This is a genomic window from Streptomyces albospinus (genome assembly GCF_014648695.1).
Taxonomy (GTDB): Bacteria; Actinomycetota; Actinomycetes; order Streptomycetales; family Streptomycetaceae; genus Streptomyces; species Streptomyces albospinus.
In genome coordinates, this window is sequence record NZ_BMRP01000004.1 from 357,355 (window position 1) to 383,862 (window position 26,508).

The 26,508-nt window shown below is 73.4% G+C and carries 21 protein-coding genes; 12 read left to right on the top strand and 9 right to left on the bottom strand.

The annotated features are described in order from the left end of the window. The first annotated feature begins 29 nt into the window (after positions 1-29). The 3 genes from thiE to IEZ17_RS09055 all read left to right on the top strand — a co-directional run bounded on the left by thiE (position 30) and on the right by IEZ17_RS09055 (position 2,905). Positions 30-677: a thiamine phosphate synthase gene (thiE, locus tag IEZ17_RS09045; RefSeq protein WP_189298242.1), complete on the top strand. Its 648-nt coding sequence runs from the start codon at positions 30-32 to the stop codon at positions 675-677. A 146-nt stretch (positions 678-823) separates the two neighbouring features. Beyond that, on the top strand, positions 824-1,741 hold the full coding sequence (metF, locus tag IEZ17_RS09050; RefSeq protein WP_189298244.1) for a methylenetetrahydrofolate reductase [NAD(P)H]: 918 nt from the start codon (positions 824-826) through the stop codon (positions 1,739-1,741). A 36-nt stretch (positions 1,742-1,777) separates the two neighbouring features. Further along, positions 1,778-2,905, top strand: coding sequence for a hypothetical protein (locus IEZ17_RS09055; protein WP_189298246.1), 1,128 nt, complete (start codon positions 1,778-1,780; stop codon positions 2,903-2,905). 28 nt (positions 2,906-2,933) lie between these two features. On the opposite strand, the gene IEZ17_RS09060 is transcribed toward IEZ17_RS09055, so the two are convergent. The 5 genes from IEZ17_RS09060 to IEZ17_RS09080 form a co-directional block, all read right to left on the bottom strand. Beyond that, positions 2,934-4,451, bottom strand: coding sequence for a phytoene desaturase family protein (locus IEZ17_RS09060; RefSeq protein ID WP_189298248.1), 1,518 nt, complete (start codon positions 4,449-4,451; stop codon positions 2,934-2,936). 69 nt (positions 4,452-4,520) lie between these two features. Beyond that, positions 4,521-5,141, bottom strand: a complete 621-nt coding sequence (locus tag IEZ17_RS09065) for a DUF4126 domain-containing protein (RefSeq protein WP_189298250.1) — start codon at positions 5,139-5,141, stop codon at positions 4,521-4,523. A gap of 314 nt (positions 5,142-5,455) precedes the next feature. Beyond that, positions 5,456-6,070: a TetR/AcrR family transcriptional regulator gene (locus tag IEZ17_RS09070; RefSeq protein WP_189298252.1), complete on the bottom strand. Its 615-nt coding sequence runs from the start codon at positions 6,068-6,070 to the stop codon at positions 5,456-5,458. A 35-nt stretch (positions 6,071-6,105) separates the two neighbouring features. Further along, positions 6,106-8,313: a YhgE/Pip domain-containing protein gene (locus IEZ17_RS09075; protein ID WP_189298254.1), complete on the bottom strand. Its 2,208-nt coding sequence runs from the start codon at positions 8,311-8,313 to the stop codon at positions 6,106-6,108. After that, on the bottom strand, positions 8,285-9,082 hold the full coding sequence (locus IEZ17_RS09080; RefSeq protein WP_189298256.1) for an ATP-binding cassette domain-containing protein: 798 nt from the start codon (positions 9,080-9,082) through the stop codon (positions 8,285-8,287). The genes IEZ17_RS09075 and IEZ17_RS09080 overlap by 29 nt, the downstream gene beginning before the upstream one ends. Before the next feature lie 256 nt (positions 9,083-9,338). Between IEZ17_RS09080 and IEZ17_RS09085 the strand changes: the two genes are divergently transcribed. The 3 genes from IEZ17_RS09085 (at position 9,339) to IEZ17_RS09095 (ending at position 11,536) form a co-directional block, all read left to right on the top strand. Next, the gene (locus IEZ17_RS09085) at positions 9,339-9,842 is read left to right on the top strand and encodes an SAV_6107 family HEPN domain-containing protein (RefSeq protein WP_189298258.1); all 504 of its coding nucleotides are present in this window, start codon (positions 9,339-9,341) and stop codon (positions 9,840-9,842) included. Positions 9,843-10,100: 258 nt separating this feature from the next. Continuing rightward, entirely contained in the window at positions 10,101-10,856 is a 756-nt protein-coding gene (locus tag IEZ17_RS09090; RefSeq protein WP_189298260.1) for a methyltransferase, read from the top strand. Between the two features lie 272 nt (positions 10,857-11,128). Further along, positions 11,129-11,536 (top strand): SCO2097 family morphological protein, encoded by a 408-nt coding sequence (locus tag IEZ17_RS09095; RefSeq protein ID WP_189298262.1) that lies wholly within the window; start codon positions 11,129-11,131, stop codon positions 11,534-11,536. 651 nt (positions 11,537-12,187) lie between these two features. Here IEZ17_RS09095 and IEZ17_RS09100 read toward each other — a convergent pair. The 4 genes from IEZ17_RS09100 to IEZ17_RS09115 all read right to left on the bottom strand — a co-directional run bounded on the left by IEZ17_RS09100 (position 12,188) and on the right by IEZ17_RS09115 (position 17,847). After that, positions 12,188-14,611 carry a transglutaminase TgpA family protein gene (locus tag IEZ17_RS09100; RefSeq protein WP_189298263.1) on the bottom strand — a complete coding sequence of 808 codons (2,424 nt, stop codon included), beginning with the start codon at positions 14,609-14,611 and terminating at the stop codon, positions 12,188-12,190. 31 nt (positions 14,612-14,642) lie between these two features. Next, positions 14,643-16,010 (bottom strand): DUF58 domain-containing protein, encoded by a 1,368-nt coding sequence (locus IEZ17_RS09105; protein ID WP_189298264.1) that lies wholly within the window; start codon positions 16,008-16,010, stop codon positions 14,643-14,645. Beyond that, the gene (locus IEZ17_RS09110) at positions 16,010-17,032 is read right to left on the bottom strand and encodes an AAA family ATPase (RefSeq protein WP_189298265.1); all 1,023 of its coding nucleotides are present in this window, start codon (positions 17,030-17,032) and stop codon (positions 16,010-16,012) included. Before IEZ17_RS09110 ends, IEZ17_RS09105 begins: the two co-directional genes overlap by 1 nt. Before the next feature lie 254 nt (positions 17,033-17,286). Beyond that, positions 17,287-17,847 carry a beta-class carbonic anhydrase gene (locus IEZ17_RS09115; protein WP_189298266.1) on the bottom strand — a complete coding sequence of 187 codons (561 nt, stop codon included), beginning with the start codon at positions 17,845-17,847 and terminating at the stop codon, positions 17,287-17,289. Positions 17,848-18,366: 519 nt separating this feature from the next. Here IEZ17_RS09115 and rsmH point away from each other — a divergent pair. From rsmH to mraY, 6 genes are all read left to right on the top strand, one after another. After that, entirely contained in the window at positions 18,367-19,326 is a 960-nt protein-coding gene (gene rsmH, locus IEZ17_RS09120; protein WP_189298267.1) for a 16S rRNA (cytosine(1402)-N(4))-methyltransferase RsmH, read from the top strand. After that, complete coding sequence (gene ftsL / locus IEZ17_RS09125) at positions 19,323-19,973, top strand: cell division protein FtsL (RefSeq protein ID WP_189298268.1); 651 nt, start codon at positions 19,323-19,325, stop codon at positions 19,971-19,973. Before rsmH ends, ftsL begins: the two co-directional genes overlap by 4 nt. A gap of 102 nt (positions 19,974-20,075) precedes the next feature. Further along, complete coding sequence (locus IEZ17_RS09130) at positions 20,076-22,079, top strand: peptidoglycan D,D-transpeptidase FtsI family protein (RefSeq protein ID WP_189298269.1); 2,004 nt, start codon at positions 20,076-20,078, stop codon at positions 22,077-22,079. An 18-nt stretch (positions 22,080-22,097) separates the two neighbouring features. After that, positions 22,098-23,909, top strand: coding sequence for a Mur ligase family protein (locus tag IEZ17_RS09135; RefSeq protein ID WP_189298270.1), 1,812 nt, complete (start codon positions 22,098-22,100; stop codon positions 23,907-23,909). A gap of 62 nt (positions 23,910-23,971) precedes the next feature. Next, positions 23,972-25,414, top strand: a complete 1,443-nt coding sequence (locus IEZ17_RS09140) for a UDP-N-acetylmuramoyl-tripeptide--D-alanyl-D-alanine ligase (RefSeq protein ID WP_189298272.1) — start codon at positions 23,972-23,974, stop codon at positions 25,412-25,414. 5 nt (positions 25,415-25,419) lie between these two features. Continuing rightward, positions 25,420-26,484 (top strand): phospho-N-acetylmuramoyl-pentapeptide-transferase, encoded by a 1,065-nt coding sequence (gene mraY / locus IEZ17_RS09145; RefSeq protein WP_189298402.1) that lies wholly within the window; start codon positions 25,420-25,422, stop codon positions 26,482-26,484. The last annotated feature ends 24 nt before the right edge of the window (positions 26,485-26,508 follow it).

Sequence of the window (26,508 nt, forward strand, 5' to 3'; positions counted from 1 at the left end):
ACGCCGCCGACCAGGGGGGAAGCCGCCCGATGACCACCGCACGACAGGCCCTGTCCGACGCCCGGCTGTATCTGTGCACGGACGCGCGCACCCGCCAGGGCGACCTCCCGCAGTTCCTGGACGCGGTGCTGGCCTCGGGCGTGGACATCGTCCAGCTGCGCGACAAGGGCATGGAGGCCGGCGAGGAGCTGCGCCACCTGGAGGTCTTCGCGGACGCCTGCCGGCGGCACGGCAAGCTGCTGGCGGTCAACGACCGAGCGGACGTCGCCCATGCCGCGGGCGCCGATGTGCTCCACCTGGGGCAGGGCGACCTCCCGGTCCCGGCCGCCCGCGCGATCCTCGGCCAGGACGTCCTCATAGGCCGCTCCACGCACGCCGAGGCCGAGGTGGACGCCGCGCTCGCGGAGCCCGGCGTGGACTACTTCTGCACCGGCCCCTGCTGGCCGACGCCGACCAAGCCGGGACGGCACGCCCCCGGCCTGGACCTCGTCCGGTACGCCGCCGCCCGCGCCCCCGAGCGCCCGTGGTTCGCGATCGGCGGGATCGACGCCGGCAATCTCGACGAGGTGCTGGCGGCCGGCGCCCGCCGGGTGGTCGTGGTCCGCGCCCTCACGGAGGCGGACGATCCGGGCGCCGCTGCGGCGAGCCTGGCGAAGCGGATCCGCACCTGGGGCTGACCCGCCGGAGAGGCGCCGGTGATCCGCGCCACCGAGCGGGCCGCCGGATGGCCGCGAGATGTCCACGTAGTGGACAGCAACCGGACCAACCTGGCATTACGTCGATGCCGGTTGGTGTGCGTGCGAGGTGTGGTTAACCTGCCCGTATGGCCCTAGGTACAGCTTCCACCAGGACTGATCGCGCCCGGACCGTGCGCGAACTGCTCGCCTCCGGCAAGCGGTCCTATTCGTTCGAGTTCGCCGCGCCGAAGACCGAGAAGGGCGAGCGGACCCTGTGGAACGCCATTCGCCGGATCGAGGCCGTCGCCCCGACCTTTGTCTCCGTGACGTACGGTGCCGGCGGCACCTCCCGTGACGGCACGGTGCGCGCCACCGAGCGCATCGCCACCGACACCACCCTCACCCCGGTCGCCCATCTGACCGCGGTGAACCACTCCCTGGCCGACCTGCGCAACATCATCGGCCAGTACGCCGACGCCGGGATCCGCAACATGCTCGCGCTCCGCGGCGACCCGCCCGGCGACCCCATGGGCGAGTGGATCAAACACCCCGAGGGCGTCTCCTACGCCGCCGAACTGGTCCGGCTGATCAAGGAGTCCGGCGACTTCTGCGTCGGCGTGGCGGCCTTCCCCGAGATGCACCCGCGCTCGACGGACTGGGACACGGACGTGGCGCACTTCATCGCCAAGTGCCGCGCGGGCGCCGACTTCGCGATCACCCAGATGTTCTTCTACCCGGAGGACTACCTCCGGCTGCGCGACCGCGTCTCCGCCGCGGGTTGCTCGACGCCGATCATTCCGGAGATCATGCCGGTCACGAACGTGCGGCAGATCGAGCGGTTCGCGCAGCTCAGCAACGCCGCGTTCCCGCCCGAGCTCGCGGCGCGCATCCTCGCCGTCAAGGACGACCCGGCGGCGGTACGCTCCATTGGCATCGAGTACGCGACGGAACTGTGTGCGCGCTTGATGGCCGAGGACGTTCCGGGGTTGCACTTCATTACCCTGAACCACTCCACGGCGACCCTGGAAATCTACGAGAATCTGGGGCTGCACCAGCGGCCCTGACCACGGTGGCCGGAATCCGGCGGAAGAGGGGCGCATATGGGCTGGACGATCCTCTACATCGCGTTCGCCCTGGTCGCCCTGTGGCTGCTCGGTGAGGTCCTCTTCCAGCACAAGGCCCGGCTGCGCTGGCGGCTGCTGGCCCTGACCGGATTCCTCGGGGTGGTGGCCGGCGTCCTCATCCCCTCGGTGATCGTGATCGGGGTGGGCGCCGTCGCCTTCGCGGTCGGGCAGACCTTTGTGACGCTCTCCTTCCGCCGCGGCTTCACCGCCGGCTGGGCCATCGGCGGCAAGCCCAAGGAGAACCGCCGGCGGCGGGCCCGCCCGTCCGGCGGGCGTGCCGCCCAACCGGCCCTCCAGGTCTCCGACGTCGAGGCGGTCCCGCCGGCCGACACCGAGCCCGCCGACGCCCCCGCCCAGGGCGCCGCCGAGGACCCGTACGCGGCCGGGAGCGGCTACGGCACCGGCGGCTTCGAGGGCCAGGACCCCTACGGGGCGGCCCCGGACCCGGCCGGCTACGCCCCGCAGTCCGCCCCCGGCCAGGACGGCTCCGCGTACGCCGAGCCTTACGGCGAGCAGTACGGCCGGCAGTACGCCGAGCCGTACCCGCAGCCGGACGCCGCCACCGTCTACGCCCAGGCCGACGCCACCGTCTACGCGCCGCAGCCGCTGCCCGACGAGACCGGCGCGTACGGCGTCTACAGCCCCGACGCCCGCGCCACCCAGGCGTCCGCGCCGGCACCCTCGCCGTCGTATGACCTCTTCGGCAACGCCGGCGCCGACAGCGACGGCAACGGCTATGCCTACGGCGGCGGTTACGGCTCGCCCGCCCCCGGCCAGGACGCCTACACGGACCCCTACCCGGCCTACGACGACGGTCTGCACCAGGGGCAGCAGGCGCCCTACTCGGACCCGTACATCGGTACCCAGCAGTACGCCACGCACTACGACGCCTACGAGGAGCCCAGCCCCTTCGGTGAGGCGCCCTACGCCGCCCAGCAGTACGACGCCCTGGGGCAGCCGCTGGGCGCCACGGGCCAGGGCTACGGCGAGACACCGGCCGGCGGGGTCTGGATGCCGCAGCAGCGCGACCCCGAACACCCCGGCGAGCAGCCGCCCTACCCGCCCCCGCAGCAGGGGTACGGCGAGCAGCACTACCGCTACTGAGCCGCCGGCCCCCGGGACCGCGGCGGCGTCACGTCGAGCCGTGCCAGTCGTCGCCGTTCACGATCAGGCCCGCGACGATCGCGCCGGACATCCCGGAGTGCGCCGGCCCGCCGCCCGGATGAGACCAGCCGCCGACCGCGTAGAGCCCCGGTATCGCGGTGCGGTTGCCGGGGCGCAGAAAGCGTCCCTCCTGCCCCGCCAGCGCCGGGCCCGGCACCGGGCCGCTCTCCGTGGGAGGCACGATCTCGCGCCACAGCACCCGCTCCCGCAGGTCCGGTATCGCGGCCTCGGCGACCTCGGTCATGCGGTCCGCGTCCCGCGCCAGCGCCTCCGGGTCGTGCCAGTCGACGGGGCCGTGCGGGGCGACCGTGGCGGTCAGGGTGACCGCCTCGTGGCCGTCGCCGGGCCGGGTGGTGGGGTCGTCGGGGCGCAGCACCGTCACCGTCGGCCGGGCGCAGGGCTCCCGGAGGCCGTGGCCGTCACCGAAGACGCCTGCCAGCTCCGCCGCGCGGTCCGGTGCGTGGACCACGGTCCGGTGGACGGCCCCCTGCGGGCGGGCCCCGCGCAGCGCCAGACAGACCGTCAGCCGCGCGGTGGTCCGGTCTCCCGGCCCCGGGTCGGGACGGACCGCGTCCGCGCCCCACGGATCCCGCCCGGCACACAGCCCGGGGAGCTGCACGGGGTCGATGCCGGCGACCACGAACTCCGCCTCGGCGAGCCGCCCGTCGGCCAGTTCGACGCCCGCCGCCCGGCCGTCCTTCTCGACGATCCGGGTCACCTGGGCGCCGAAGGAGAACTCCACCTTGCGCGCCCGGCAGCGCTCGTACAGCGCGCCGGCCAGCGCCCGCATCCCGCCGCGGACGTACCAGCTGCCGAAGGTCTGCTCCATGTACGGCAGCACGGCCGCGCTCGCCGGGGCGCTGCGCGGGTCGAAGCCGTAGGCCAGCGCATGGCTCTCCAGCAGGGCGATCAGCCGCGGGTCGGCCAGCTCGCGCCGGGCGATCTCCGCGAGGGTGGCGGTGGTGGGGCCCTTGCCGCGCCCGAACAGGCCGCGCCGGCGCACCGCCGGATACGGGTCGCGCCCCAGGACCCGCCAGTCCGCCCGCAGCGGCTCCTCCAGGAGCGGCCGGCGGGTGGCGTCCCACGCCTCGCGGGCGCGGCCCACCAGATCGCTCCAGCGCTCACCGGCGCCGGTGCCGAGCGCCTCGTCCAGGGCCGCCAGGACCCCGGCCCGCGAGGCGTTCGGCAGCGCGACGGAGGTGCCGTCGGCGAAGGCATGCCGGCTCGCCGGATCGACCTGGGTCAGCTCGACGCAGCTCTCCAGCGGCTCCCGGCCGGTCTTGAGGAACAGGTCGCGGTAGACCGCCGGGAGGTGCAGCAGGCCGGGCCCGGTGTCGAAGGCGAAGCCGTCCCGCTCGTACCGGCGCAGCGCGCCGCCGTACGTCGCACCGCGCTCGAAAACCGCCACCCGGTGGCCCGCGACGGCCAGCCGGGCGGCGGCTGCCATCGCGCCCATCCCGGCGCCGATCACCGCAATCCCTGCCATGCCTGCGACTTTATCCGGCGGCACTGACAACGCCCGCGACGGCCGGTCGCGCGGGCCGGAGGCGGCGGTTCAGCCCGCGGGCGGTACCGCGCCGCCGGCCGTGGACAGCCGCTTCTCCGACCGCCGCTGCCGCCTGCGCCGCAGGTAGCGGCGGATCCGCGACCACAGGAGGACCACCACCGTGACGCCCGCGGCCAGCAGCACGGCCGCGATCACCGCCGCGATCACCGGATGGAAGACGGCGAACACGACGATCCCCGCGGCGCCCAGGTCCTCCACCAGGCTCAGGACGATGTTGCTGGCCGGCTCCGGCGAGGTGTTGACCGCGATCCGGGTGCCCGCCTTGACCAGGTGGCTGAGCAGCGCCGTGGAGCCGCCCACGGCGCCCGCCGCGAGCTCGGGCAGCGAGCCGTTGTGCCCGGCGAGCAGCGCCGCCACCACACCGCCCGCGATCGGCCGGATCACCGTGTGCACGGCGTCCCAGACCGAGTCCACGTACGGGATCTTGTCGGCGACCGCCTCGCACACGAAGAGCACCGCCGCGACGATCAGCACATCGGGGCGCTGGAGCGCGGCGGGCACCTCGTCGGTGACGCCGGTCGCGCCGAGCAGGCCGAAGAGCAGGACGACGGCGTAGGCGTTGATCCCGCTCGCCCAGCCGCTGGTGAAGACCAAGGGAAGTACGGACACGCCGGAGATCGTAGGCGGTCGCCGGACCGGGCGCCCGGCTGCTGAGGCCTGGTGCTCAGCTTTGAGTATCCGTACTCAGACGCCGAGATGAGTAGGTACGCGGATGGGCCGACACCCCCCTGGACGGAAGAGTGGGGGCCACGGACGGGAAGCGGCGCCGCACCGCCGACACGGGGCGGCGGAGCGGCGCGGCTCCCGGACGTGACGGGGGATGTACGGGGGAAACACGGGGGAAGCGCTGCCCTGGTCGGATCGGTGGGGGAACGATCCGTGCCAGGGCAGCGCACTTGTGCGTACGGGCCGGCGCCCGCCTCTCAGGCGGGGCGGCCGGTGACCCGCCCCTGGAGGAGCCGCGACAGCGCCGCGTGCACCTCGTCGATCGAGCGGTCCGGCTGGTAGGACTGCCAGTCCAGGGCGGCGACCAGCACCATCCCGAACAGCGCCGATGCGGTCAGCGGGATGTCGATCTCCTCGCTCAGCTCCTCTCCGGCCACGGCCTCCCGCAGGACGTCCTCCACCACCGTGATGGCCCGCTGGCGCACCACCATCAGCGTGGACTGCCAGGCGCGGTTGGTGCGCCACAGCTCGGCGACGTAGAGCTGGGTGAGCGCCGGGTAGCGGGAGATGAAGTCCAGACCCGCCCAGATCATGGCGTCCAGCGCGTCGATCCGGCTGCCGCCCCGGTCGGTGACCTCATCGGCGGCGGCCTGGAGAGAGGTCGCCAGCAGCTCGATGCCGTGCCGCAGCAGCTCTTCGAAGAGAACGTTCTTGCTCGCGAAGTTGTAGTAGACGGTGCCCTTCGCGACGCCCGCCCGCTCGGCGATCTCGTCCACCGTGGTGGAGGAGAAGCCCTGTTCGGCGATGAGCGTGACCGCGGCTTCGAAGAGTTTGCGCCGGGTGGCGTCGCGGCGTGTGTTGGAGCTGTCCATGGAGGCGATTGTGCCGTTCCTCGCTGTGTGCTCGTTCACAGGCTCAGCTCCGGGTGCAGGTCCTTCATGCGCACGACCTGGCGGCCACGCGCCGCCAGAGAGGTCAGCGCGAGCGCGCCGAGAGTGAACGCCAGCAGCACCGCACTGCCCTGCCATACGGGCGCGAGGTCGCCGCCCGTGATGAGCCGCCGCAGCCCCGCCACGATGTAACTCATCGGCAGATAGGGGTGGATGGCCCCGAAGACGCCCGGACTGGTCTGCACCGGATACGTGCCGCCCGCCGACGTCAGCTGGAGCATCAGCAGCGCCAGGACGAGGATCCGGCCGGCCGGTCCGAACTTCGCGTTCAGCCACTGCACGATCGCCGAGAAGCACGCCGTGACCAGGACCAGGAAGCCGATCGTGCCGGCCGCCCTGACCATCTCCAGGCCGAGCGCGAAGTGCAGGACGGACATCAGCGCCGCGGTCTGGAGCACCCCGATGCCGAACACCGGCAGCCATCCGGAGAGCGTCACCCGCCACGATGACGCGCCCATCGCCAGCGCCCTCCGGTTGAGCGGCGCGATCAGCATGTACGCCACCATCGCGCCGACCCACAGGGACAGCGGGATGAAGTACGGGGCGAAGCCCGTGCCGTAGTTGGGCGCCTTGTGGGCGGCATCGGACGCCAGCTGGACCGGGTCGGACATCACCAGGGTGCGCGCGTCGCGGTCCTTCTTGCCGTAGTCGGGGATCTGCTTCGCCCCGTCGTGCAGCCCGCCGGCCAGTTTGGCCGAGCCGTCCGACAGCTTGAACATCCCGCCGTCCAGCGTCCGCGCGCCGTCCTTGAGCTTGCCGACGCCGGAGTCCAGGTCGCCCATACCGGAAGCGGCGCGCCCGGTTCCGTCGTGCAGCTGCTGCGCGCCGTCGTTGAGCCGGCCCGCACCGGTGGCCAACTGGGCGTTGCCCGCGGCCAGTTTGCGGGCGCCCGCGGAGACCTTGTGGGCGCCGTCGTTGAGGTCGTTGATCTTCTGGACCGCGGCGTCCATGTCGGCGCCGAGGGTCGGGCCGTGCTGCGCCAGTTCGGCCGCCAGGGAGTGCAGCGTGTCCAGGTCGCGGCCCAGCTGGTCGAGGTTCTGCTGGTCGTGGGCGTAGCCGCTGACCTCCTCGGCCGTGTCCGCCGCGGTGGCCGCCTGGTCCCTGATCTGCTTCAGCTCGGCGCAGGAGGTGTCCAGGGTGATGACGCTGTCGCAGTGCAGCCGGTAGTACGTGTCCAGGTGGTCGGCGATCCCCCGGGAGAGCTTCGCCCCCGTGGCGGCTGCGGCGGGCAGCTTGTCCAGATGGTCGCGGACCGCCTGCGAGCCGTCGGCCACCAGCTGCGCCGCCTCGCCGATCTCCTTGCCGTGCGCCCGGATGAACGGCCCGACCTTGCCGGCGAACCCGTTGACCGTGTCGGCAAGCTGCTGGGTCCCGTCGGCCACCTGCCTGGATCCGTCGGCCAGTTGGCGCGATCCGTCGGCGGCCGTACCGGCCCCCTTGGCGAGGTCGGCGCTGCCCTGGGTGAGCTGCCCGGCGCCGGAGTCCAGATCTCCCAGGCCGTTGACCAGTTTGCCGCTGCCGTTCTTCGCGGTGCCCAGGCCGTCGGCCAGTCTGCCGGCGCCGTCCTTGGCCTGCCCGATGCCGTTCCTGAGCCGGTCGGCGCCGTCGGCGGCCTGTTCGGTCTTGCCGTGCAGGGTCGAGAACGAGACAAAGATCTTGTCCAGGAAGGTGCGCGAGGACTTCTCCGAGGCCGCCGAGCGGACCTCGGAGAACACCGTCCGGGAGATCTGCCCCACGATGTAGTTGTTCGCGTCGTTGGTGCGGACCTTGAGCAGGCCGGTCTCCGGGTGGCTCCCCGAACTGGAGGCGATCTTCCGGCTGAAGTCCTGCGGGATGGACAGCGAGAGGTAGTACGAGCCGTCCTCCACACCCCTGGCGGCCTCCTTGGCGTCCACGTGGCGCCAGTCGAAGGTGTGGCTGTCGCGCAGCCCGGCGACGATGCCGTCGCCCGCCGAGATCCGCTTCCCGTCGACCTCGGCGCCCTTGTCCTCGTTGACCAGCGCGACCGGGATCTTGTCCAGCCGGCCGTACGGGTCCCAGAAGGACCACAGGTACAGCGCGCCATACAGGAGCGGCAGGAGCAGGAGAGCGGCCAGCGCGGCGCGCGGCAGCTTCCCCCTCCCGAACCGCTTCAGCTCAAGCGCGGCCAGCTTCGGCGAGCGCATCGGCCGCCCCCTCCTCGTCGTCGTGCCCGCCGTCCACGGGGGCGTCGGCAGCGTCCTGCTCCGGGCGGCCGGTGCGCACCAGCACCACGTCCGGGGCGTCCTGCGGCGGCTCGCTGCACACCGCGAGCACGGTGGTGCCGGCCGCCGCGAGGGAGCGCAGCATCGCCCAGGCCGCGGCGCGCTCCTCGTCGGACAGCTTCAGATCGGTGTCGTCCACGGCCAGCAGCCGGGGGCCGCCGATCAGCGCCAGCGCCACGGACAGTCGCAGCGCCTCCAGCCGCTCCAGATCGCGTACGGAGGTGCGGATCCCCTTGGGCAGCGCGTCGAGGTCCAGCCCGGCGGCGGTGAGCGCGTCGTCCACGAGGGCGCGGGCCGCGGCCCGGCGCTCCTGCCGAGGCCGCAGCAGGGTGGCGAGCGAACCGCCGAACCGGCCCTGCAACAGGGCACGTTCGCGCAGATGCTCGCCCACGGTCAGCGCCGGGTCGAGCTCGGCGATCCCGGGCACATGGGCGAGCGCGGTGACGGACCGGACCGCGGCCATCTTCTTGGGCAGCGGCAGCCCGCCGACCTCGGCGGTGCCTTCGGCGGTCTTCATCCGGCCGGTGAGCGCGAGCAGCAGACATGTACGGCCGGAGCCCGACGGTCCCTGTACGGCGATCAGCGCGCCGGGCTCCGCGGTGATGTCGATGCCTCGGAACGCCCATCCGCGGGGGCCCTTGACCCCGTATCCCGCGGCCGTGACCGCCGCCCCGTGCGGGGTGCTGTCCACGATCCCTCCTTGAACTGACTGGTCAGTTCAAAAAGTATGGGGATTCCGCGACTCTTTCCGCAAGGGGTTCGCGACGATCCGTGCGGGACGCACCCCCCACCCGTGCCGCGGCGGTGACCCGCACCCCCGGCAATCCCCCTCGATTCGGACGAAAGTGCAGGTCAGGGCCGGTTGTCAGTGGTGTACCTCACGATGGGGTCAGCGGTCCGAATCGGCATTCGGTCCTGAACCGGCATGCGACGACAGGAGGTTCGTCATGGCAGCTCGTCCCACCGCGGGCAGCTCCGCTGCGTACGGTCCCCCGAGCGATGTCCACCCCGTCCTGCGGCGGACGGCAGCGCCATCCGCCGCCCTCGACCTGCTCGCCCAGGCTCAGCACGGCCTCGACGAGGCCCAGACCCTGGAAAGCCCCAACGAGCGGTTCGCCACGGCCCATCTGGCCGCGCTGCGCACCGCAGCCGCCGTCCTCGCCGTCCGCGGCCGACCGGAGACCACTGTGCGTCGGAGGCAGCGTATCCGGAGCGCGTGGGACGTGCTGCCGGAGGTCGCTCCCGAACTGGCCGAGTGGAGCGCCCTGTTCGCGGCCGGCGCCGGCCGGCGGGCCAGGGCGGAGGCCGGCATAGCCGGCGCGGCCGGCCACCGTGACGCCGACGACCTGCTGCGCGATGCGGAGATGTTCCTGCACCTCGTGGAGCGGCTGCTGCGGATCCAGCCGGCACTCCCGCCGCAGCGCGCGGAGCGGACGGAACGGGCGGGCTGAGCGCGGCAGCGCGGGCAGGAACGGCGCGGCAGCGCGGGCGGGAGCAGCGCGGCAGCGCGGACGGGAACAGCGCGGCGGCGCGGGCTGCACGGCGCGGGGATGCGGGCAGCGCCGCGGGGGATGGGCAGCGCACTGCACCGCGCGGGCTGCGCGGGCCGGCCGAGCGCGGCGGCGCGGGCTGGGCACGGCGCCGGACGGAATACGGAATAGGGTGGTGAGCGACTGGATGTTCATGCCCCCGCCGAGGAGCCACCCGCCGTGTCTGACCTGCTGCGCCCGCGCGCATCCCTTCGTACCGCCGTGGTCTGGGAGGTCCTCAAAGACGCCCTGGAGCGCCGGGTCAAGGCCGCCGGGCGCGACGCCCTGGACGTCCTCGACACCGGCGGCGGCAGCGGTAACTTCGCCGTGCCGGTGGCCCGTCTCGGCCACCGCGTCACGGTCGTCGACCCCAGCCCGAACGCCCTCTTCGCCCTGGAGCGCCGGGCCGCGGAGGCCGGGGTGGCCGACCGGATCAGCGGGGTCCAGGGCGACGCCCACGGCCTGTTCCAGGTCGTCGAGCGCAGCGGCTACGACGCCGTGCTGTGCCACGGCGTGCTGGAGTACGTCGACGACCCCGCCGAGGGCCTGCGCAACGTCGCCGACGCGCTGCGCCCGGCCGGCACCCTCAGCCTGCTCGCCGCCGGCCTGGGCGGGGCGGTCCTCGCCCGCGCCCTGGCGGGCCACTTCACCGAGGCCCGCCACGCCCTCACCGACCCCTCGGGTCGCTGGGGCCAGGGCGACCCGGTCCCGCGCCGGTTCACCGCCGACCAGCTCATCGAACTGGTCACCGCCACCGGCCTCAAGGTCGGCGCGGTGCACGGAGTACGGGTCTTCGCCGACCTGGTCCCCGGCGTGCTGGTCGACACCGAGCCCGGCGCCATGGACGCGCTGCTGAAGCTGGAGGCCGCCGCTGCCGAGCAGCCCGCCTTCCACTCCGTGGCCACCCAGCTGCACGTCCTCGCCGAGCGCGACTGACCGAGGACGGCTGGCCCCGCGGCGGCCCCGACCACCGCGTGCGGTCGGCCACAGGCCACCCGAACAGCCCCTTCGCCCCGTATGATCGGTGTACGACGTTCCGGCATGACGGACTGGCGGGTGGGGAATGCAGCCAGCATCACCACCGGCCGCCGCGGCGGCTTGGCCAGTGAATTGGCGTAGAGGGGCGGGTTTCACGGGGGCGATTCCCTGCCTATCCTGAAAGGGTCGCACCCCGGTCGCCCCCCGCGACCGACGAGTAGGAGGACTCCGTGCCGCTCTCGGAGCACGAGCAGCGCATGCTCGAGCAAATGGAGCGAGCGCTGTACGCCGAAGATCCCAAGTTCGCGACAGCGCTTGAGGGAAGCGGGCTGCGTACGTACACCCGGCGACGGGTCTACCAAGCGGTCGCGGGCTTCCTGGTGGGTATCGCCCTGCTCATGGCCGGAATGGTCGCGCAGCAGATCTGGATCAGCGTGGTCGGCTTCCTCGTCATGCTCGGCTGTGCCGTACTGGCCGTCACCGGGTGGCGCAAGGCCCCGAAGACGGGCGAGCGGCGGGCGGGCGGGGCCCCCGGAGGCGTCGGCGGGCCGGCGCGACGGCAGGCCAGGCAGCGCCGCTCGATGATGGACCGTATCGAGGACCGCTGGCAGCGCCGGCGCGACGAACAGGGCCACTGACCGGCTTCTGGCCAGCCGCTGAGGGGCGCTCCGCGTCTGTACGCTCCGAAGCCCCGCAGCGATGCCCAGCGGAGATGTCCCGCAGCGTGGAACGGCCTGATCGTCTCCGCACGAGAGCCCCCGCTCGATCTCTTCGCCGAGTTTCACCCGCTTTGGCTGGGATGCACCAGGGCGAGCCGTGACCGGTCGAGGAACGGTTCTTCTCGGTGCAATGGTGAGTGGTGTCGCCGCCGTGGCGGGCTGAGCCGAGCTGCGCCGCGTGCGCACGGGCCGTGGTGCTTCCATACGATGTCGTGGTGCGGCCCCCGATCCTGTCGGGGGCCGCACCACGTTGCCCTGACGCGTGACCTGGCCGGGGGCCGGGGCTGCCCCACCCGTAGGGCCTGCCCGACCTGTCTTGGCTTCTGACCGGGCCGGACGGCGGAAGCCAGGACAGGTCCGCAGGCCTCCACCCGGCGCGCGGCGCTTGCCGCGGAAGGTGCACGCCCGTCTCCGTCCTGTACTCACCCGGGCCCGGTCGCCGACACGCCGGAGCCCGAGCCGCCGCATCACACCGGGCGCCGCGCGTCCGCACCCCACGCGTCCGACCTGCCGGTGACCGGCACCGGTGACCGGCGGCTCGGCGCGCGGGCGGAGCGTCGCGGACGCGCCCTACGCCCGCGAGCCGGGCCGTCGGCGTGACCGGAGAGCGGCCGTGGCGCGCCGTGCCGCGGCCACCGGGCGGCTGCCGCGGCAGCGCAGCAGCACGGCCGACCACCGGTCCGCGCAGGCCCACCGGAGGCGGGCCGCGGAGCGCGGGGCGATGCCGGCGCGCAGCCGCAGGCCGCGGGTCGCCCCGTCCCGCAGGCCGGACCGCACCAGCCGGACGTCCGCGGTGAGCCCGGTCGCCGGCAGCGGCTGCGGGGAGTACAGAACCTGTTCCACCGCCGCCGCGACGCGCCGGGCGGCACCGGCGGCGTCCGGTTGCAGATCCCCGACACGAATGATTCGCGCCGCCGCCTTGCGCGGGGTCAGCGACTCGTCCGGCAGGATGCCGAAGTCCCAGCCGGTGTCCAGCAGCTCCCGCCAGGCGGCGAGGGTGGCCTCCGCGCCGTCGCCGGCCGGTCCGCCGCCCGCCAGCCGCCGGGCGCGCGTACGGACCCGCCACAGCAGCGGGACCGCGAGCAGCAGCACGACGAGCAGCACCGCCGCCACCAGACCCACCAGCGGCCACGGCGAGGGGCCGCCGCCCGGCGGGCCGGATCCGGGCAGGGCAGGCGCCGACAGGCACGCCGCGCCGGACCCGGCCCGGTGCTCACCGGGGCCGCAGGACGGGCCCGCGGACGGTTCGGACGAGGGGGCCGCGGACTGTGCGGGCTCGGGAGCGGGGCTGCCGGGACCGGTCGGGTGCGAGGTGTCCGGGGAGGCGTAGTCCGGGACGCTGCCACGACTCGGGGTCGGCTCGAAGCGGGTCCAGCCGACGCCCTGGAAGTACAGCTCCGGCCAGGCGTGTGCGTCCTTGAGGCCGACCGAGGTCGTGCCGTCGGGCTGCTTGGTGCCCGGTGTGAAGCCGACCGCGACCCGGGCCGGGATGCCCAGGGTGCGTGCCATCGCCGCCATCGAGAACGAGAAGTGGACGCAGAAGCCCTGTTTGTCCTCCAGGAAGCGGGCTATCGCCTCGGAGCCGCTGCCCGCCCGGACCTCGGTGTTGTAGCTGAAGCCGCCGTAGAGCGCGAACCAGTCCTGGAGCTTGACGGCCTTGGCGTACGCGGTCGTGGCGCCCCGGGTCACCTGGCGGGCGGTGGTGCGGACGACCGAGGGGAGGGTGTCCGGCACCTTGGTGTACTCGTGCAGCAGCGCGGCCGGCGGCGCCGGGGCATCGGCCAGCTGCTGGGCGGTGGGCCGCAGCTGGAGGCTCTCGACCTGGTATTGCAGGCCGTGGGTGTTCTGTCCGCGGTCGCCGACCAGGGTGCGGCCCTCGGGCTCGAAGCGCCAGCGGCCGGGGATGTCCACCTTGGACGCCGGGTACGGGAGCGGCAGCCAGTTCTGGGCGTACCACGGGGCGGTCGAGATGGAGGTGTTGATCCGGGTGTTCGCCACCGTGGAGCTCAGGCCGGCCGGGCTCGGCAATTCGCCGGGGACGTCGGTGACCGTCCGCTCGGACGGCTTCCAGGTCGTGCCGTCGAACTGGTCCAGGGCGACGATCCGCAGATACATCTCCCGGGTGTCGGCCGCGGTCGTGCGGTAGTTGAGGACCTCGCGGTCCTCCGGTTGGTTCAGGCTGTCCTGGAGCGAGACCAGCGGGTTGATCGCGGAGATGGTGCCGCCCCCGCCGCCCGGGCCGGCGGCACCGGCGGCCGGGCCGAGCAGCCCGCCGCCCATGGACGGCAGCACGGCGGGCACCGCCAGCGCGATCCCCAGCGCCAGCGCGCCGATCCGGCGGCCCGTACGGACCGGTACCGGCGCCGGCCCGTCGGCGAACCCCGGCCGGCCCGTGCCCGCACCGCGGAAGACCCGGCCCCACTGGGAGAGCCGGTCGCGGCCCTCGGCGAGCAGAAGCAGCAGATAGCCGGCGGCGGCCACCAGGAACCACAGCCAGCCGGAGCCGCCCTGGGAGAGCCCGGCCGCCACCGAATAGAGCGCGAGCAGCGGCAGCCCGGCCGGCGCGGCGCTGCGGTAGGTGACCGCCAGCGCGTCCACGACCACGCCGATCAGCAGCACCCCGGCGACCAGCAGCAGCCGGATTCCGGGGGTGACGGGGGCCGGGATGGCGTACCGGCCGACATCGTGCACGCCCTCCTGCACCAGGCTGCCGAGGGCGGCGATGGCGTCCGGGCCCGGCAGCAGCCCGGCCAGCGCCTGGTCGCGCGCGAACAGCACGGTCAGCAGCAGTACGACCGCCAGCACCTGCGTGCCGATGGTCAGGGGCCTGGCCAGCGGGACCCGCCGGGCCAGCGCCCCCACGCCGGTCACCAGCGCCAGCAGGACGGCGGCCTGGAACATCCAGCTGATCGGATCCACCAGCGGCAGCAGCGTGCATGCGGCACACAGCGTCGCCACCATCGCGCACAGCGCCAGCCGCGCCCGGCCGCTCATGCTCCTGCCTCACTTCGCTCGGGAGCGCCGTTCACGCCCCACCTCCCGACGCCCTGCCGACCGGATCCGCCCCGGCCGCCGGCTCCGGACCCGCTCCGGCCCCGTCCGCGGTCTGCCACAGCTCGGCCAGTGAGGCGCCCGGCTCCACCGGCAGCGCCGCCCAGCCCGCCTCGCGCAGCATCCGCAGCCGCTCGGCGACCGGTGTCTGCCCGCGGGAGACGCGGATCCTGCCGGGGCCGCGGGTCCAGGCGTCGCCGTCCAGGACGAACGCGAGCGCGGTGCTGCCGTGCCGGCGTATCCGGCCGGCGACCGCCGCCTGCCGCTCGTCCAGGTCGCCGAAGAAGCCGATCAGCAGTCCTTCCGTGCCGCCGCGCAGCGCCTCGTACGCCGCGGAGAGGCCCTCCTCGTCGGAGTGCTCCACGATCGCGAGGGTGTCCAGCAGCAGCCCGGCCGCGTCGGCGGACTCGCTGCCGCCGCCGCTGTCCGGGCCGGGAACCGAGCTGCCGGTGTCGGTCAGCAGCCGCACCGAGAACCGCCGCTCCAGCAGATGGAGCGCGACCGAGGCGGCGCCGGCGACCGCCCACTCGAAGGCCGAGTCGGGCCCGGAGCCCTCATGGGCGGTGGCGCGGGTGTCGAGCAGGATCGTGCAGCGGGCTTTTTGCGGCTGCTCCTCGCGGCGCACCATCAGCTCGCCGTAGCGCGCGGTGGAGCGCCAGTGGACCCGGCGCAGATCGTCGCCGTGCCGGTAGCCGCGCGGGATGACGTCGTCCTCCCCGGCCAGCGCGAGCGAGCGGTGGCCGCCGTCGCCGTACCCGGCGGCCTCGCCGGTCAGCCGGACCGCGGGCAGCGGCTCGACCCGGGGCACCACCGTCAGGGTGTCGGAGGCGCTGAAGGAGCGGGTCAGCTCGCACATGCCGAACGGGTCGGAGAGCCGCAGTTGCAGCGGGCCCAGCGGATACCGGCCGCGCAGGTCGGAGCGGACGCGGTAGGACACCTCCCGCCGGCCGCCGGCCTCTACCCGGTCCAGGACGAAGCGGGGCCGCGGCCCGAGTACATACGGCACCCGGTCCTGGAGCATCAGCACCCCCGTGGGCAGCCGGGAGACGTTCTCCATCCGCAGCCGGACCCGGGCCTCGGCGGCGGCGGAGACTCGGGCGGGGGAGAGGGTCCGGCTGCCCGCGACGCGGTAGCGGGTGCGGTGCAGGACCAGGACGCACACCAGCGGCAGCACCGCCAGCAGCAGGCCGACCCGCAGCAGATCCGCCTGCCCGAGGAGATACGAGCACGCCGCGGCGGCCAGCCCGGCCGCCAGGAACGACCGGCCGCGCGTCGTCAGCCCCCCGAGGGCCGCGCGCAGCCCGCCGGGCTCCGGGGTGCCCTCGCTCCCCCCGACGGACATCACAGCTCCCGTGCGCCGGGCGGCTGCCGGCCGTGGACCTGCCGCCACTGCGGCGCGGACGGGTCCGGAACCGGGACGCGCTGCACGATCTCCAGCACGACCTGCTCGGCCGTACGGCGGTTCAACTGGGCCTGGGCGGTGGGCAGCAGACGGTGCGCGAGGACGGCCGCCGCCAGTGACTGGACATCGTCCGGCAGCGCGAACTCCCGCCCGGCCATGGCCGCCGCGGCCTTCGCCGCGCGCAGCAGATGCAGCGTCGCCCGCGGCGAGGCGCCCAGCCGCAGATCCGGGTGGCTGCGGGTGGCCGCCACCAGATCCACGGCGTATCTGCGCACCGGCTCCGCGACATGGACCGTGCGCACCGCCTCGGTCAGCTTCACGATGTCGTGGGCGTGCGCCACCGGCTGGAGGTCGTCCAAGGGGGAGGCGCCGCCGTGCACATCGAGCATCCGGAGCTCGGCCGCCGGGCTGGGGTAGCCGATCGACACCCGCGCCATGAAGCGGTCGCGCTGCGCCTCGGGCAGCGGGTAGGTGCCCTCCATCTCCACCGGGTTCTGGGTGGCGACCACCATGAAGGGGCTGGGCAGTTCGTACGTCTGCCCGTCGGTGGTGACCTGGCGCTCCTCCATGGACTCCAGGAGCGCCGACTGGGTCTTGGGGGAGGCGCGGTTGATCTCGTCACCGATCACGATCTGGGCGAAGATCGCGCCCGGCTTGAACTCGAAGTCCTGCCGCTGCTGGTCGTAGACGCTGACGCCGGTGATGTCCGACGGCAGCAGGTCAGGGGTGAACTGGATGCGGCGCACCGAGCAGTCGATGGACCGGGCGAGCGCCTTGGCGAGCATCGTCTTGCCGACACCCGGCACGTCCTCGATGAGCAGATGCCCCTCGGCGAGCAGGACGGTCAGCGCGAGCCGTACGACCTCCGGCTTGCCCTCGATCACACCCTCCACCGACCGGTGAACCCGCTCGGCGGTGCTGGTCAGATCGCTGAGGCTCGCTCGTTCGTCATACGTCGTCACTCGGCCCTCCTCGGCCCGTACACGGGTGGCCGACGCCCCCTTGACGGACCCGGCCCTCCCCGATCGTGCATCGCGCCCGGCCACGGCCGGGGCGATGTCACCCAGGCATTCTTGCCGCCCGCGCGGCTTCGCGTCATGGCCTGTGGATAACTCACACCGTTGTGCCGGTCGCATCAGGGCAAGCCGGGCAATACGAGCCTGGGGCGGGAGTGGGCAGGCGGGATCGCCGCACGCCACGGCGGTCCCGCCCCACGTCAGCTCCGCGGATCGATCTCCCGCAGAAGCCCCGTCGTCACGTCGAACACGAACCCGCGGACGTCGTCGGTGTGCGGCAGGAAGGGGGAGGTGCGCACCCGCTGCATGGACTGCCGGACGTCCTCGTCGAGGTCCTTGAACGCCTCGACCGCCCAGGTGGGCCGCTGCCCGACCTCGGCCGCCAGCTCGTGCCGGAAGTCCTCGGTCAGGCCCAGCAGGCCGCAGCCGGTGTGGTGGATGAGGACGACCGAGCGGGTGCCGAGTGCGCGCTGGCTGATCGTCAGGGAGCGGATGATGTCGTCGGTCACCACGCCGCCGGCGTTGCGGATGGTGTGGCAGTCGCCGAGCTCCAGGCCCAGCGCGGCGTGCAGGTCGATCCGGGCGTCCATACAGGCCACCACGGCGACCTTGAGGACCGGCCGGGCGTCCATTCCGGGGTCGGTGAAGGCAGCGGCATAGCGCTGGTTCGCCTCGACGAGGCGGTCGGTGACCGTGCCGCCGGCACGGTCGGCGGCGCTCTCAGGGGACGGGGGCAACGGCTGCGACGCAGGTATGGGCATGGAATCAAGGTAATCGCCGATGGCTTGTTCAGCCGCATGTGAGGGCGGGCATAGGGGGCAACCTCGCAGCTTGTGAGGTAGTCCACAGACGCGTTCACGCCGGCGCGGGACGGGTGACGGCGCCGCGCGCGGCGCCGTCCGCACGCCCCCGGGAAGCCGCCGCGGGACGCGCGGAACCGGTTGATTGACCGGGGCAGCAGGTGGACTAAAGTGGCGCGAAGTGGGAGGCGTGACGCTCTCCTTAAGGATCCCGGATCCCTCGCGTGCGTGAAATCCGTACGTACGGTTCGGCCTCCTCCCGCTCCACGGTCATCCGGCGTCTCTTCCCCGTCGCCGGAGGGCCACTTCCCCTTCAGAGCGGGCGGGGACCAAGCGGTACGTGCGGCAACCCCCCAGCCAACGGCCGGGGACCCACCTGCCGCCCACCATCGGAAGGCATATGAGCGAGCGCAGCGAGCGAATCAGAAAGTGGTGCGCGCTCTGCGCATGCAGGCCCGCCGAGCGCAGTGGGGCCGCCGCATGAGCAGCAACACCCGCCACGTACCCGTCATGCTCCGGCGGTGCCTGGACATGCTCGCTCCGGCGCTCGCCGGGCCCGGCGCGGTCGTCGTCGACTGCACCCTCGGCCTCGGGGGGCACAGCGAGGCGCTGCTCTCCGCCTTCCCCGAGGCCCGCCTCGTCGCCCTCGACCGCGACCCGGAAGCGCTGCGGCTCGCCGGGGAGCGGCTGGCCCCCTACGGTGACCGCGCCACCCTCGTGCACGCCGTCTACGACGAGCTCCCCCAGGTCCTCGACCGGCTGGGGCTGCCGCGCGTCCAGGCCGTGCTGTTCGACCTCGGGGTCTCCTCGATGCAGCTCGACGAGGCCGAGCGCGGCTTCGCGTACGCCCAGGACGCCCCGCTGGACATGCGGATGGACCAGACGACCGGCATCAGCGCCGCCGACGTCCTTAACACCTACCCGCCCGGGGAGCTGGTCCGGATCCTGCGCTCCTACGGGGAGGAGAAGCAGGCCAAGCGGATCGTCTCGGCGGTGGTCCGCGAGCGGGCCAAGGAGCCGTTCGACAACAGCGCGCGGCTGGTCGAGCTGATCCGCGAGGCGCTGCCGCAGGCCGCCAAGCGCACCGGCGGCAACCCGGCCAAGCGCACCTTCCAGGCGCTGCGCATCGAGGTCAACGGCGAGCTGGCCTGCGTCGAGCGCGCCATCCCGGCCGCCGTCAAGGCGCTCGCCGTGGGCGGCCGGATCGCCGTGCTCTCGTACCACTCGCTGGAGGACCGGCTGGTCAAGCAGGTCTTCGCGGCCGGTGCGACCAACACCGCGCCCCCCGGGCTGCCGGTCGTCCCCGAGCGCTACCAGCCCCGGCTGAAGCTGCTGACCCGCGGCGCCGAACTGCCCACGGAGGAGGAGGTCGCCGAGAACCGGCGCGCGGCCCCCGCCCGGCTGCGCGGCGCCGAGCGCATCCGCGAGGACATCGCGTGACACGCCAGGGGGGCCGGCCGCGCGGGAAGCAGCGCCTCGCCGCGCTGCTGCCCTCCGCTCCTCGGGGCGGTACGGCCGCGCGAACGCCCTTCGTGCTGCTCGTCGTGGTGCTCCTGGGGTCCGGGCTGATCACCCTGCTGCTGCTCAACTCGGCGCTCAACCAAGGGTCGTTCGAGCTCAGCAAGCTGGAGCGGAAGACCAGCGAGCTGACGGACGAGCAGCAGGCGCTCCAGCAGGAGGTGGACGGCTACTCCGCGCCGGGCGAGCTGGCGCGGCGGGCCCGGAAGCTGGGCATGGTGCCCGGCGGCATCCCGGTCTTCCTGCTGCCGGACGGTACGGTCCGCGGCAAGCCGGGCGTGGCCTCGTCCGAGGAGGCACCGCTGAGCGCGTCCGCCGGACCGTCGCCGCTGGGCCCGTCCGGCGAGCCCCCCGCGCCCAGCCCGCAGGCCGCGGCGATGCCGGAGGCCGCCCGGTGGCCGCTGGGCCCGCTCGCGCCCAGCACGCCGGGCGCCACCGCCTTCCCGGGCCCGATGGCCACCCCGGTGGTACCGGCCGCCGTGCTCACCGACTCGCCGTCCCCGTCGGTGCCCGCCGTCCCGGCGTCCGGCCGCTCCGCCGCCCACTCCCCGACGACCTCCGGCAGGTGACCCCGTGATGCCCGAGGCCGCAGTCCCGTACGCCGCACCGGCCCCGCGGCCGTATGGCGCCCCGCTCCCCACCACCCCCGCGCACGCCCCGGAGACCGCGGTATGACCGAGCCCAGGGACCCCCGCCGCGTCCCGCGTCCCGCCCGGCCCGGCAGCCAAGCCGGCGCCCGCGGCGGCCGGCCGGCCGCAGGCCGGCGCCCCGCGCCCCGGCAGGGCACCTCCCGGTCCGGGGGCGCCCGGCCGCCGGCAGGCCGCCCCCGGCCGGCCATCAACGCGCTCCGCCTGGGCAGCCCGCGCCCCCGGCTGCGGCTGGTTTCCCTGGCGTTGACGCTGGTGATGCTGGCCTTCGTCGTACGGCTCGTGCAGGTACAGGCCGTGGACGCCGGGGCGTACGCCGCCAAGGCCAACGAGAACCGCTATGTCCCGGTCAAGCTGGCCGCCGCGCGCGGTGCGATCACCGACCGGGAGGGGGTGGACCTGGCCACCACCGTCGACGCCTACGACATCACCGCCGACCCGAGCCTGCTCGCCCCCGACAAGATCAAGATCAAGGACGCGCCACAGCAGGCCGCCGCGCTGCTCGCGCCGATCCTCGGCGAGCCGCAGGACACCCTCGCCGCCCAGCTCGCCCGGCCCAAGTCCCGTTACGTGCTCCTCGCCCGGCAGCGGACCCCCCAGGTCTGGAAGCGGATCAAGGACCTGCGCAAATCCCTCGACGCCAAGGCCGCCGCCGCTCCCAAGAGCGCGCCCCGGCCGGACGTCCTGGTCGGGGTCTTCGCCGACAAGCACAGCAAGCGCGTCTATCCGGGCCACGACCTCGCCGCCGGCGTCCTCGGCTTCGTCGGCGGCAACGGCAAGGGCGCCGGCGGCCTGGAGGCCCAGCTCGACAAGGCACTGGCCGGCAAGGACGGCAAGCTCGTCTACGCCCAGTCCGGCGGCCGGCGGGTGCCCACCGCCGACACCCAGGAGCGCCCCGCCGTCCCCGGCACCGCCGTCCAGCTGACCCTCGACCGCGACATCCAGTGGGCGGCCCAGCAGGCCATCGCCGACCAGGTCAAAAGGTCCCAGGCGGACCGCGGATACGTCGTCGTCCAGGACACCCGCACCGGCGAGATCCTGGCCCTGGCCAACGCGCCCGGTTTCGACCCCAACAACGTCGCGAAGGCCAACCCGGAGGCGCTGGGCAACGCCGCGCTCACCGACGCCTTCGAGCCGGGTTCCACCAGCAAGCTGATGTCGATGGCCGCCGTCCTGGAAGAGGGCGTCGCGACCCCGTACACCCGCGTCACCGTGCCCAACCGGCTGCACCGCGGCGACCGGCTGTTCTCCGACGACGTCGACCACGCCACCTGGAACCTGACGCTCAACGGCGTCCTCGCCAAGTCCAGCAACATCGGCACGATCATGGCGGCCGGCCAGCTCGGCAAGACCCAGCCCCAGGCCAACCAGGTCCTCTACTCCTACCTGCGCAAGTTCGGCATCGGCCGCCCGACCGGCCTCGGCTTCCCCGGCGAGACGGACGGCATCCTGGCCAAGCCGCAGAACTGGAACACCTCCCAGCAGTACACGATCCCGTTCGGACAGGGCCTGTCCCTCAACGCCGTCCAGGCCGCCTCCGTCTACTCCACCATCGCCAACGGGGGCGAGCGGATCGCCCCGACGCTCGTCCGCGGCACCACCGGACCCGACGGCCGGTACGTATCGGCCCCCAAGCCCGCCAGGGACCGCGTGGTCAGCCGGAAGACCGCCGAGACGCTCGCCACCATGCTGGAGTCGGTGGTGGACGACGAGGAGGGCACCGGAGCGAAGGCGAAGATCGACGGGTACCGCGTCGGCGGCAAGACCGGCACGTCCAACCGGGTGGACCCGAAGACCGGCCGCTACCACGGCTACACCGCCTCGTTCGCCGGCTTCGCGCCCGCCGACAAGCCCCGTATCACCGTCTACTGCGCCGTACAGAACCCCACCAAGGGCAGCTACTTCGGAGGCCAGGTCTGCGGCCCGGTCTTCCAGCAGGTCATGGCGTTCGCGCTGAAAACCCTCCAGGTCCCGCCGACCGGCGCCGCCGCTCCGCGGCTGCCGGTCACGTTCAAGCCAGGCGAATGAAATCGAGGCAACACCGCCGTGACGACGATCACTCCCGACGGGCCGCACGAGCCCGGAAACAGAGCCCCGGCGATGCCCTCTTTTCGCCCCGGGCCCGTTGCGCCCGGTACGCTCACCGCCGTGTCACAAGCTGATCAGTCCCCGAAAACCCAGCACGCGAAGAAGGCGGAGAAGGGCGGCCCCGGCAGATATCCGGGTGCGCCCCGACCCGAGCAGGTCCGCCCCACCCCCCTGGCGGACCTCGCCGAGCAGCTGGCGATCCCGGTACCGCCCGGCGCCTCCGGCGTCCAGGTCACCGGCATCACGCACGACTCCCGTGCGGTCCGCCCCGGCGACATCTACGCCGCGCTGCCCGGCGCCCGCCTGCACGGTGCCGACTTCGTCGCCCAGGCCGCCGACCTCGGCGCCGCCGCGATCCTGACCGACCCGTCGGGCGCCGAGCGGGCCGCCGCCACCGGCCTGCCGGTCCTGGCCGTCGACAACCCGCGCGGCCGGATGGGCGCCCTGGCCGTCTCGATCTACGGCGCACCGGGCGAGGACCTCCTCCAGATCGGCATCACCGGAACCTCCGGCAAGACCACCACCGCGTACCTCATCGAGGGCGGGCTGCGCGCCGCCGCGGCCCGGCGCCCCGAAGAGGGGGGCCTCCGCGCAGCGCAGCCGGCCGAGGACGGCGGTGGGCGACGGGCGGGCGCGCCGACCGGCCTGATCGGCACTGTGGAGACCCGGATCGGCGGCGAGCGGATCAAGTCCGAGCGCACCACCCCCGAGGCCACCGACCTCCAGGCGCTGTTCGCCGTGATGCGCGAGCGCGGGGTCCGCGCGGTGGCGATGGAGGTCTCCAGCCATGCGCTGGTCCTCGGCCGGGTCGACGGCTGCGTCTTCGACGTCGCGATCTTCAACAACCTCAGCCCGGAGCACATGGAGTTCCACTCCGGCATGGAGGACTACTTCCAGGCCAAGGCCCAGCTGTTCACTCGGGCCCGCAGCCGGGCCGGCGTGGTCAACATCGACGACGAGTACGGCAAGCGGCTGGCCGCCGGCGAAGCCGAGGTCCCGGTGACGACGTTCTCCGCGGAGGGCCACCCGGACGCGGACTGGCGCGCCTCCGACGTCGAGGTCGGCGCGCTCGGCTCGACCTTCATCGTGCACGGCCCCGGGGGCCAGAAGGTGCGCGCCGCCTCCCCGATCGCCGGCCCGTTCAACGTCGCCAACGCGCTCGCCGCGATCGTCTCGCTGGTCGTCGCCGGCATCGACCCGCAGACCGCCGCCGACGGTGTCGCCGCGGTCCCCGGCGTCCCCGGCCGGCTGGAGCGGGTGGACGCCGGCCAGCCGTATCTGGCGGTCGTCGACTACGCCCACAAGACCGACGCCGTCGAATCGGTTCTGCGTGCCCTGCGCAAGGTCACCACCGGCAAGCTGCACGCCGTCCTCGGCTGCGGCGGCGACCGCGACCCGCACAAGCGCGCCCCCATGGGCGCCGCGGTGGCCCGCCTCGCCGACACCGCCATCCTGACCTCCGACAACCCGCGCAACGAGGACCCGCTCGCGATCCTGGCCACCATGCTGGCGGGCGCCGCCGAGGTGCCGGTCCACGAACGCGGCACGGTGCTGGTCGAGGAGGAGCGGGCCGCCGCCATCGCCGCCGCCGTCGCCCGCGCCGAGCCCGGCGACACCGTGATCGTCGCGGGCAAGGGCCACGAGCAGGGCCAGGACATCGCCGGAGTGGTCCGGCCCTTCGACGACCGCCAGGTGCTGCGCGCTGCGATCGAATCCACGATGGCAGCGCAGAAGTCGCAGCAGTCACAGCAGCCGAACCACCAGGGATGACACACCGCCATGCGCGCACAATCCTCTTGTTGGCACTTCCTGCACGGCTCCGGGGGTGACCTGTGATCTCCCTGTCGCTCGCCGAGATCGCGAGCATCGTCGGCGGACAGCAGCACGACATACCGGACCCGGGCCGCGAGGTCACCGGGCCGGTCGTGACGGACTCCCGTGAGGTCCGCCCCGGTGGCCTGTTCGTGGCCTTCGCCGGTGAGCGCGCCGACGGGCACGACTTCGCCGTCGGCGCGGTGGAAGCGGGCGCGGTGGCGGTGCTCGCCGCCCGCCCCGTCGGCGTCCCGGCGATCGTCGTCGACGACGTCGTCGCAGCTCTCGGCGCCCTGGCCCGCGCCGTCGTCGAGCGGCTGGGCACCACCGTCGTCGCCCTCACCGGTTCCGCAGGCAAGACCAGCACCAAGGACCTGATCGCCCAGCTCCTCCAGCGGCACGGCCCCACCGTGTGGCCGGAAGGCAACCTCAACAACGAGATCGGGCTGCCCCTCACCGCCCTCCGTGCCGACGCCACCACCCGCCATCTCGTCCTGGAGATGGGCGCCCGCGGCGTCGGCCACATCCGCTACCTCACCGAGCTGACCCCGCCCCGGGTCGGGCTGGTCCTCAACGTCGGCACCGCGCACATCGGCGAGTTCGGGGGCCGCGAGCAGATCGCCGAGGCCAAGGGCGAACTCGTCGAGGCGCTGCCGGCGGCTGAGGACGGCGGGGTGGCGGTGCTCAACGCCGACGATCCGTACGTCCGTGCCATGGCCTCCCGTACGAAGGCCCGTACGGTCCTCTTCGGCGAGGCCGAGGACGCCGCCGTACGTGCCGTGAATGTCCGGCTCAACGACCTCGGACAGCCGTCCTTCACGCTTCACACACCCTCCGGGTGCAGCGATGTGACGATGCGGCTGTACGGTGAGCACCACGTGTCGAACGCGCTCGCCGCGGCCGCCGTCGCCCATGAGTCGGGCATGCCCGTAGACGAGATCGCCACCGCGCTCTCCGAAGCCGGCACGCTCTCCCGCTGGCGGATGGAGGTCACCGAGCGCGCGGACGGCGTGACGGTCGTCAACGACGCCTACAACGCGAACCCCGAGTCCATGCGAGCTGCGCTGCGTGCGCTGGTCGCCATGGGCGCCGCCGGCAAGGCGCGGGGCGCTCGTACGTGGGCGGTGCTCGGTGAGATGGCCGAGCTGGGCGGGGAGTCACTCGCCGAACACGACGCGGTCGGGCGGCTGGTCGTCCGGCTCAACGTCAGCAAGCTCGTGGCGGTCGGCGGCAGGGAAGCGGCCTGGCTCGACATGGGCGCCAAGAACGAGGGTTCGTGGGGTGAGGAGTCGGTGCACGTGTCCGACACGCGGGCGGCGGTCGACCTGTTGCGCAGGGAGCTGCGACCGGGAGACGTCGTACTGGTGAAGGCGTCCAGGTCGGTGGGTCTGGAGCGGGTGGCCGCGGCATTGCTGGACGACGAGGGCGTGTCCGGCGCTGAGGGCGGAGCCGCGTCCCGATGAACTCCATGAAGCAGATCCTCTTCTCCGGAATGATCGGGCTCTTCCTGACCCTGATCGGCACCCCCCTGCTGATCAAGCTGCTGGCCAAGAAGGGGTACGGGCAGTTCATCCGCGATGACGGCCCCCGCACCCACGGCAGCAAGAAGGGCACGCCCACCATGGGCGGTATCTCCTTCATCCTGGCCACGATCATCGCCTACGCCCTGACGAAGGTGATCACCTCCAGCGATCCGACGTTCTCGGGTGTGCTGGTGCTCTTCCTCTTCGCGGGCATGGGCCTGGTCGGCTTCCTCGATGACTACATCAAGATCGTCAAGCAGCGGTCGCTGGGCCTGCGGGCCAAGGCGAAGATGGCCGGCCAGCTGATCGTCGGCATCGCCTTCGCGGTGCTCTCGCTCCAGTTCGCCGACCTGCGCGGCGCGACCCCGGCCTCCGACCGGCTCTCCTTCACCCAGGACTTCGGCTGGCAGATCGGCCCGGTGCTCTTCGTCCTCTGGGCGCTGTTCATGATCCTGGCGATGTCCAACGGCGTGAACCTCACCGACGGCCTCGACGGCCTGGCCACCGGCGCCTCGGTGATGGTGTTCGGCGCGTACACCTTCATCGGCATCTGGCAGCACCAGGAGTCCTGCGCCAACCTGATCACCGCGGGACCCGGCTGCTACGAAGTACGAGATCCCCTCGACCTCGCGGTCGTCGCCTCCGCCCTGATGGGAGCCTGCTTCGGCTTCCTGTGGTGGAACACCTCACCCGCCAAGATCTTCATGGGCGACACCGGCTCGCTGGCCCTGGGCGGCGCGCTCGCCGGTCTGGCGATCTGCTCCCGCACGGAGATGCTGCTGGCCGTCCTCGGCGGCCTGTTCGTCCTGATCACCATGTCCGTGGTCATCCAGGTCGGTTCCTTCCGGCTCACCGGCAAGCGGGTGTTCCGCATGGCGCCACTCCAGCACCACTTCGAATTGAAGGGGTGGTCCGAAGTCCTTGTGGTGGTCCGGTTCTGGATCATCCAGGGCATGTGCGTGATCGTCGGTCTGGGCATCTTCTACGGCGGCTGGCAGGCCTCGAAGTGACCGGGAACGAGCCGCAGGACTCCC

Excerpts from the sequence above, each read along its gene's own strand:
- IEZ17_RS09070 (WP_189298252.1), bottom strand. The coding sequence starts at position 6,070 with ATGGACAGCTCCAACACACGCCGCGACGCCACCCGGCGCAAACTCTTC.
- rsmH (WP_189298267.1), top strand. The coding sequence starts at position 18,367 with ATGAGCAGCAACACCCGCCACGTACCCGTCATGCTCCGGCGGTGCCTG.
- metF (WP_189298244.1), top strand. The coding sequence starts at position 824 with ATGGCCCTAGGTACAGCTTCCACCAGGACTGATCGCGCCCGGACCGTG.
- IEZ17_RS09075 (WP_189298254.1), bottom strand. The coding sequence starts at position 8,313 with ATGCGCTCGCCGAAGCTGGCCGCGCTTGAGCTGAAGCGGTTCGGGAGG.
- IEZ17_RS09100 (WP_189298263.1), bottom strand. The coding sequence starts at position 14,611 with ATGAGCGGCCGGGCGCGGCTGGCGCTGTGCGCGATGGTGGCGACGCTG.
- IEZ17_RS09105 (WP_189298264.1), bottom strand. The coding sequence starts at position 16,010 with ATGTCCGTCGGGGGGAGCGAGGGCACCCCGGAGCCCGGCGGGCTGCGC.
- thiE (WP_189298242.1), top strand. The coding sequence starts at position 30 with ATGACCACCGCACGACAGGCCCTGTCCGACGCCCGGCTGTATCTGTGC.
- IEZ17_RS09130 (WP_189298269.1), top strand. The coding sequence starts at position 20,076 with ATGACCGAGCCCAGGGACCCCCGCCGCGTCCCGCGTCCCGCCCGGCCC.
- IEZ17_RS09055 (WP_189298246.1), top strand. The coding sequence starts at position 1,778 with ATGGGCTGGACGATCCTCTACATCGCGTTCGCCCTGGTCGCCCTGTGG.
- IEZ17_RS09060 (WP_189298248.1), bottom strand. The coding sequence starts at position 4,451 with ATGGCAGGGATTGCGGTGATCGGCGCCGGGATGGGCGCGATGGCAGCC.
- IEZ17_RS09115 (WP_189298266.1), bottom strand. The coding sequence starts at position 17,847 with ATGCCCATACCTGCGTCGCAGCCGTTGCCCCCGTCCCCTGAGAGCGCC.
- mraY (WP_189298402.1), top strand. The coding sequence starts at position 25,420 with ATGAAGCAGATCCTCTTCTCCGGAATGATCGGGCTCTTCCTGACCCTG.
- IEZ17_RS09085 (WP_189298258.1), top strand. The coding sequence starts at position 9,339 with ATGGCAGCTCGTCCCACCGCGGGCAGCTCCGCTGCGTACGGTCCCCCG.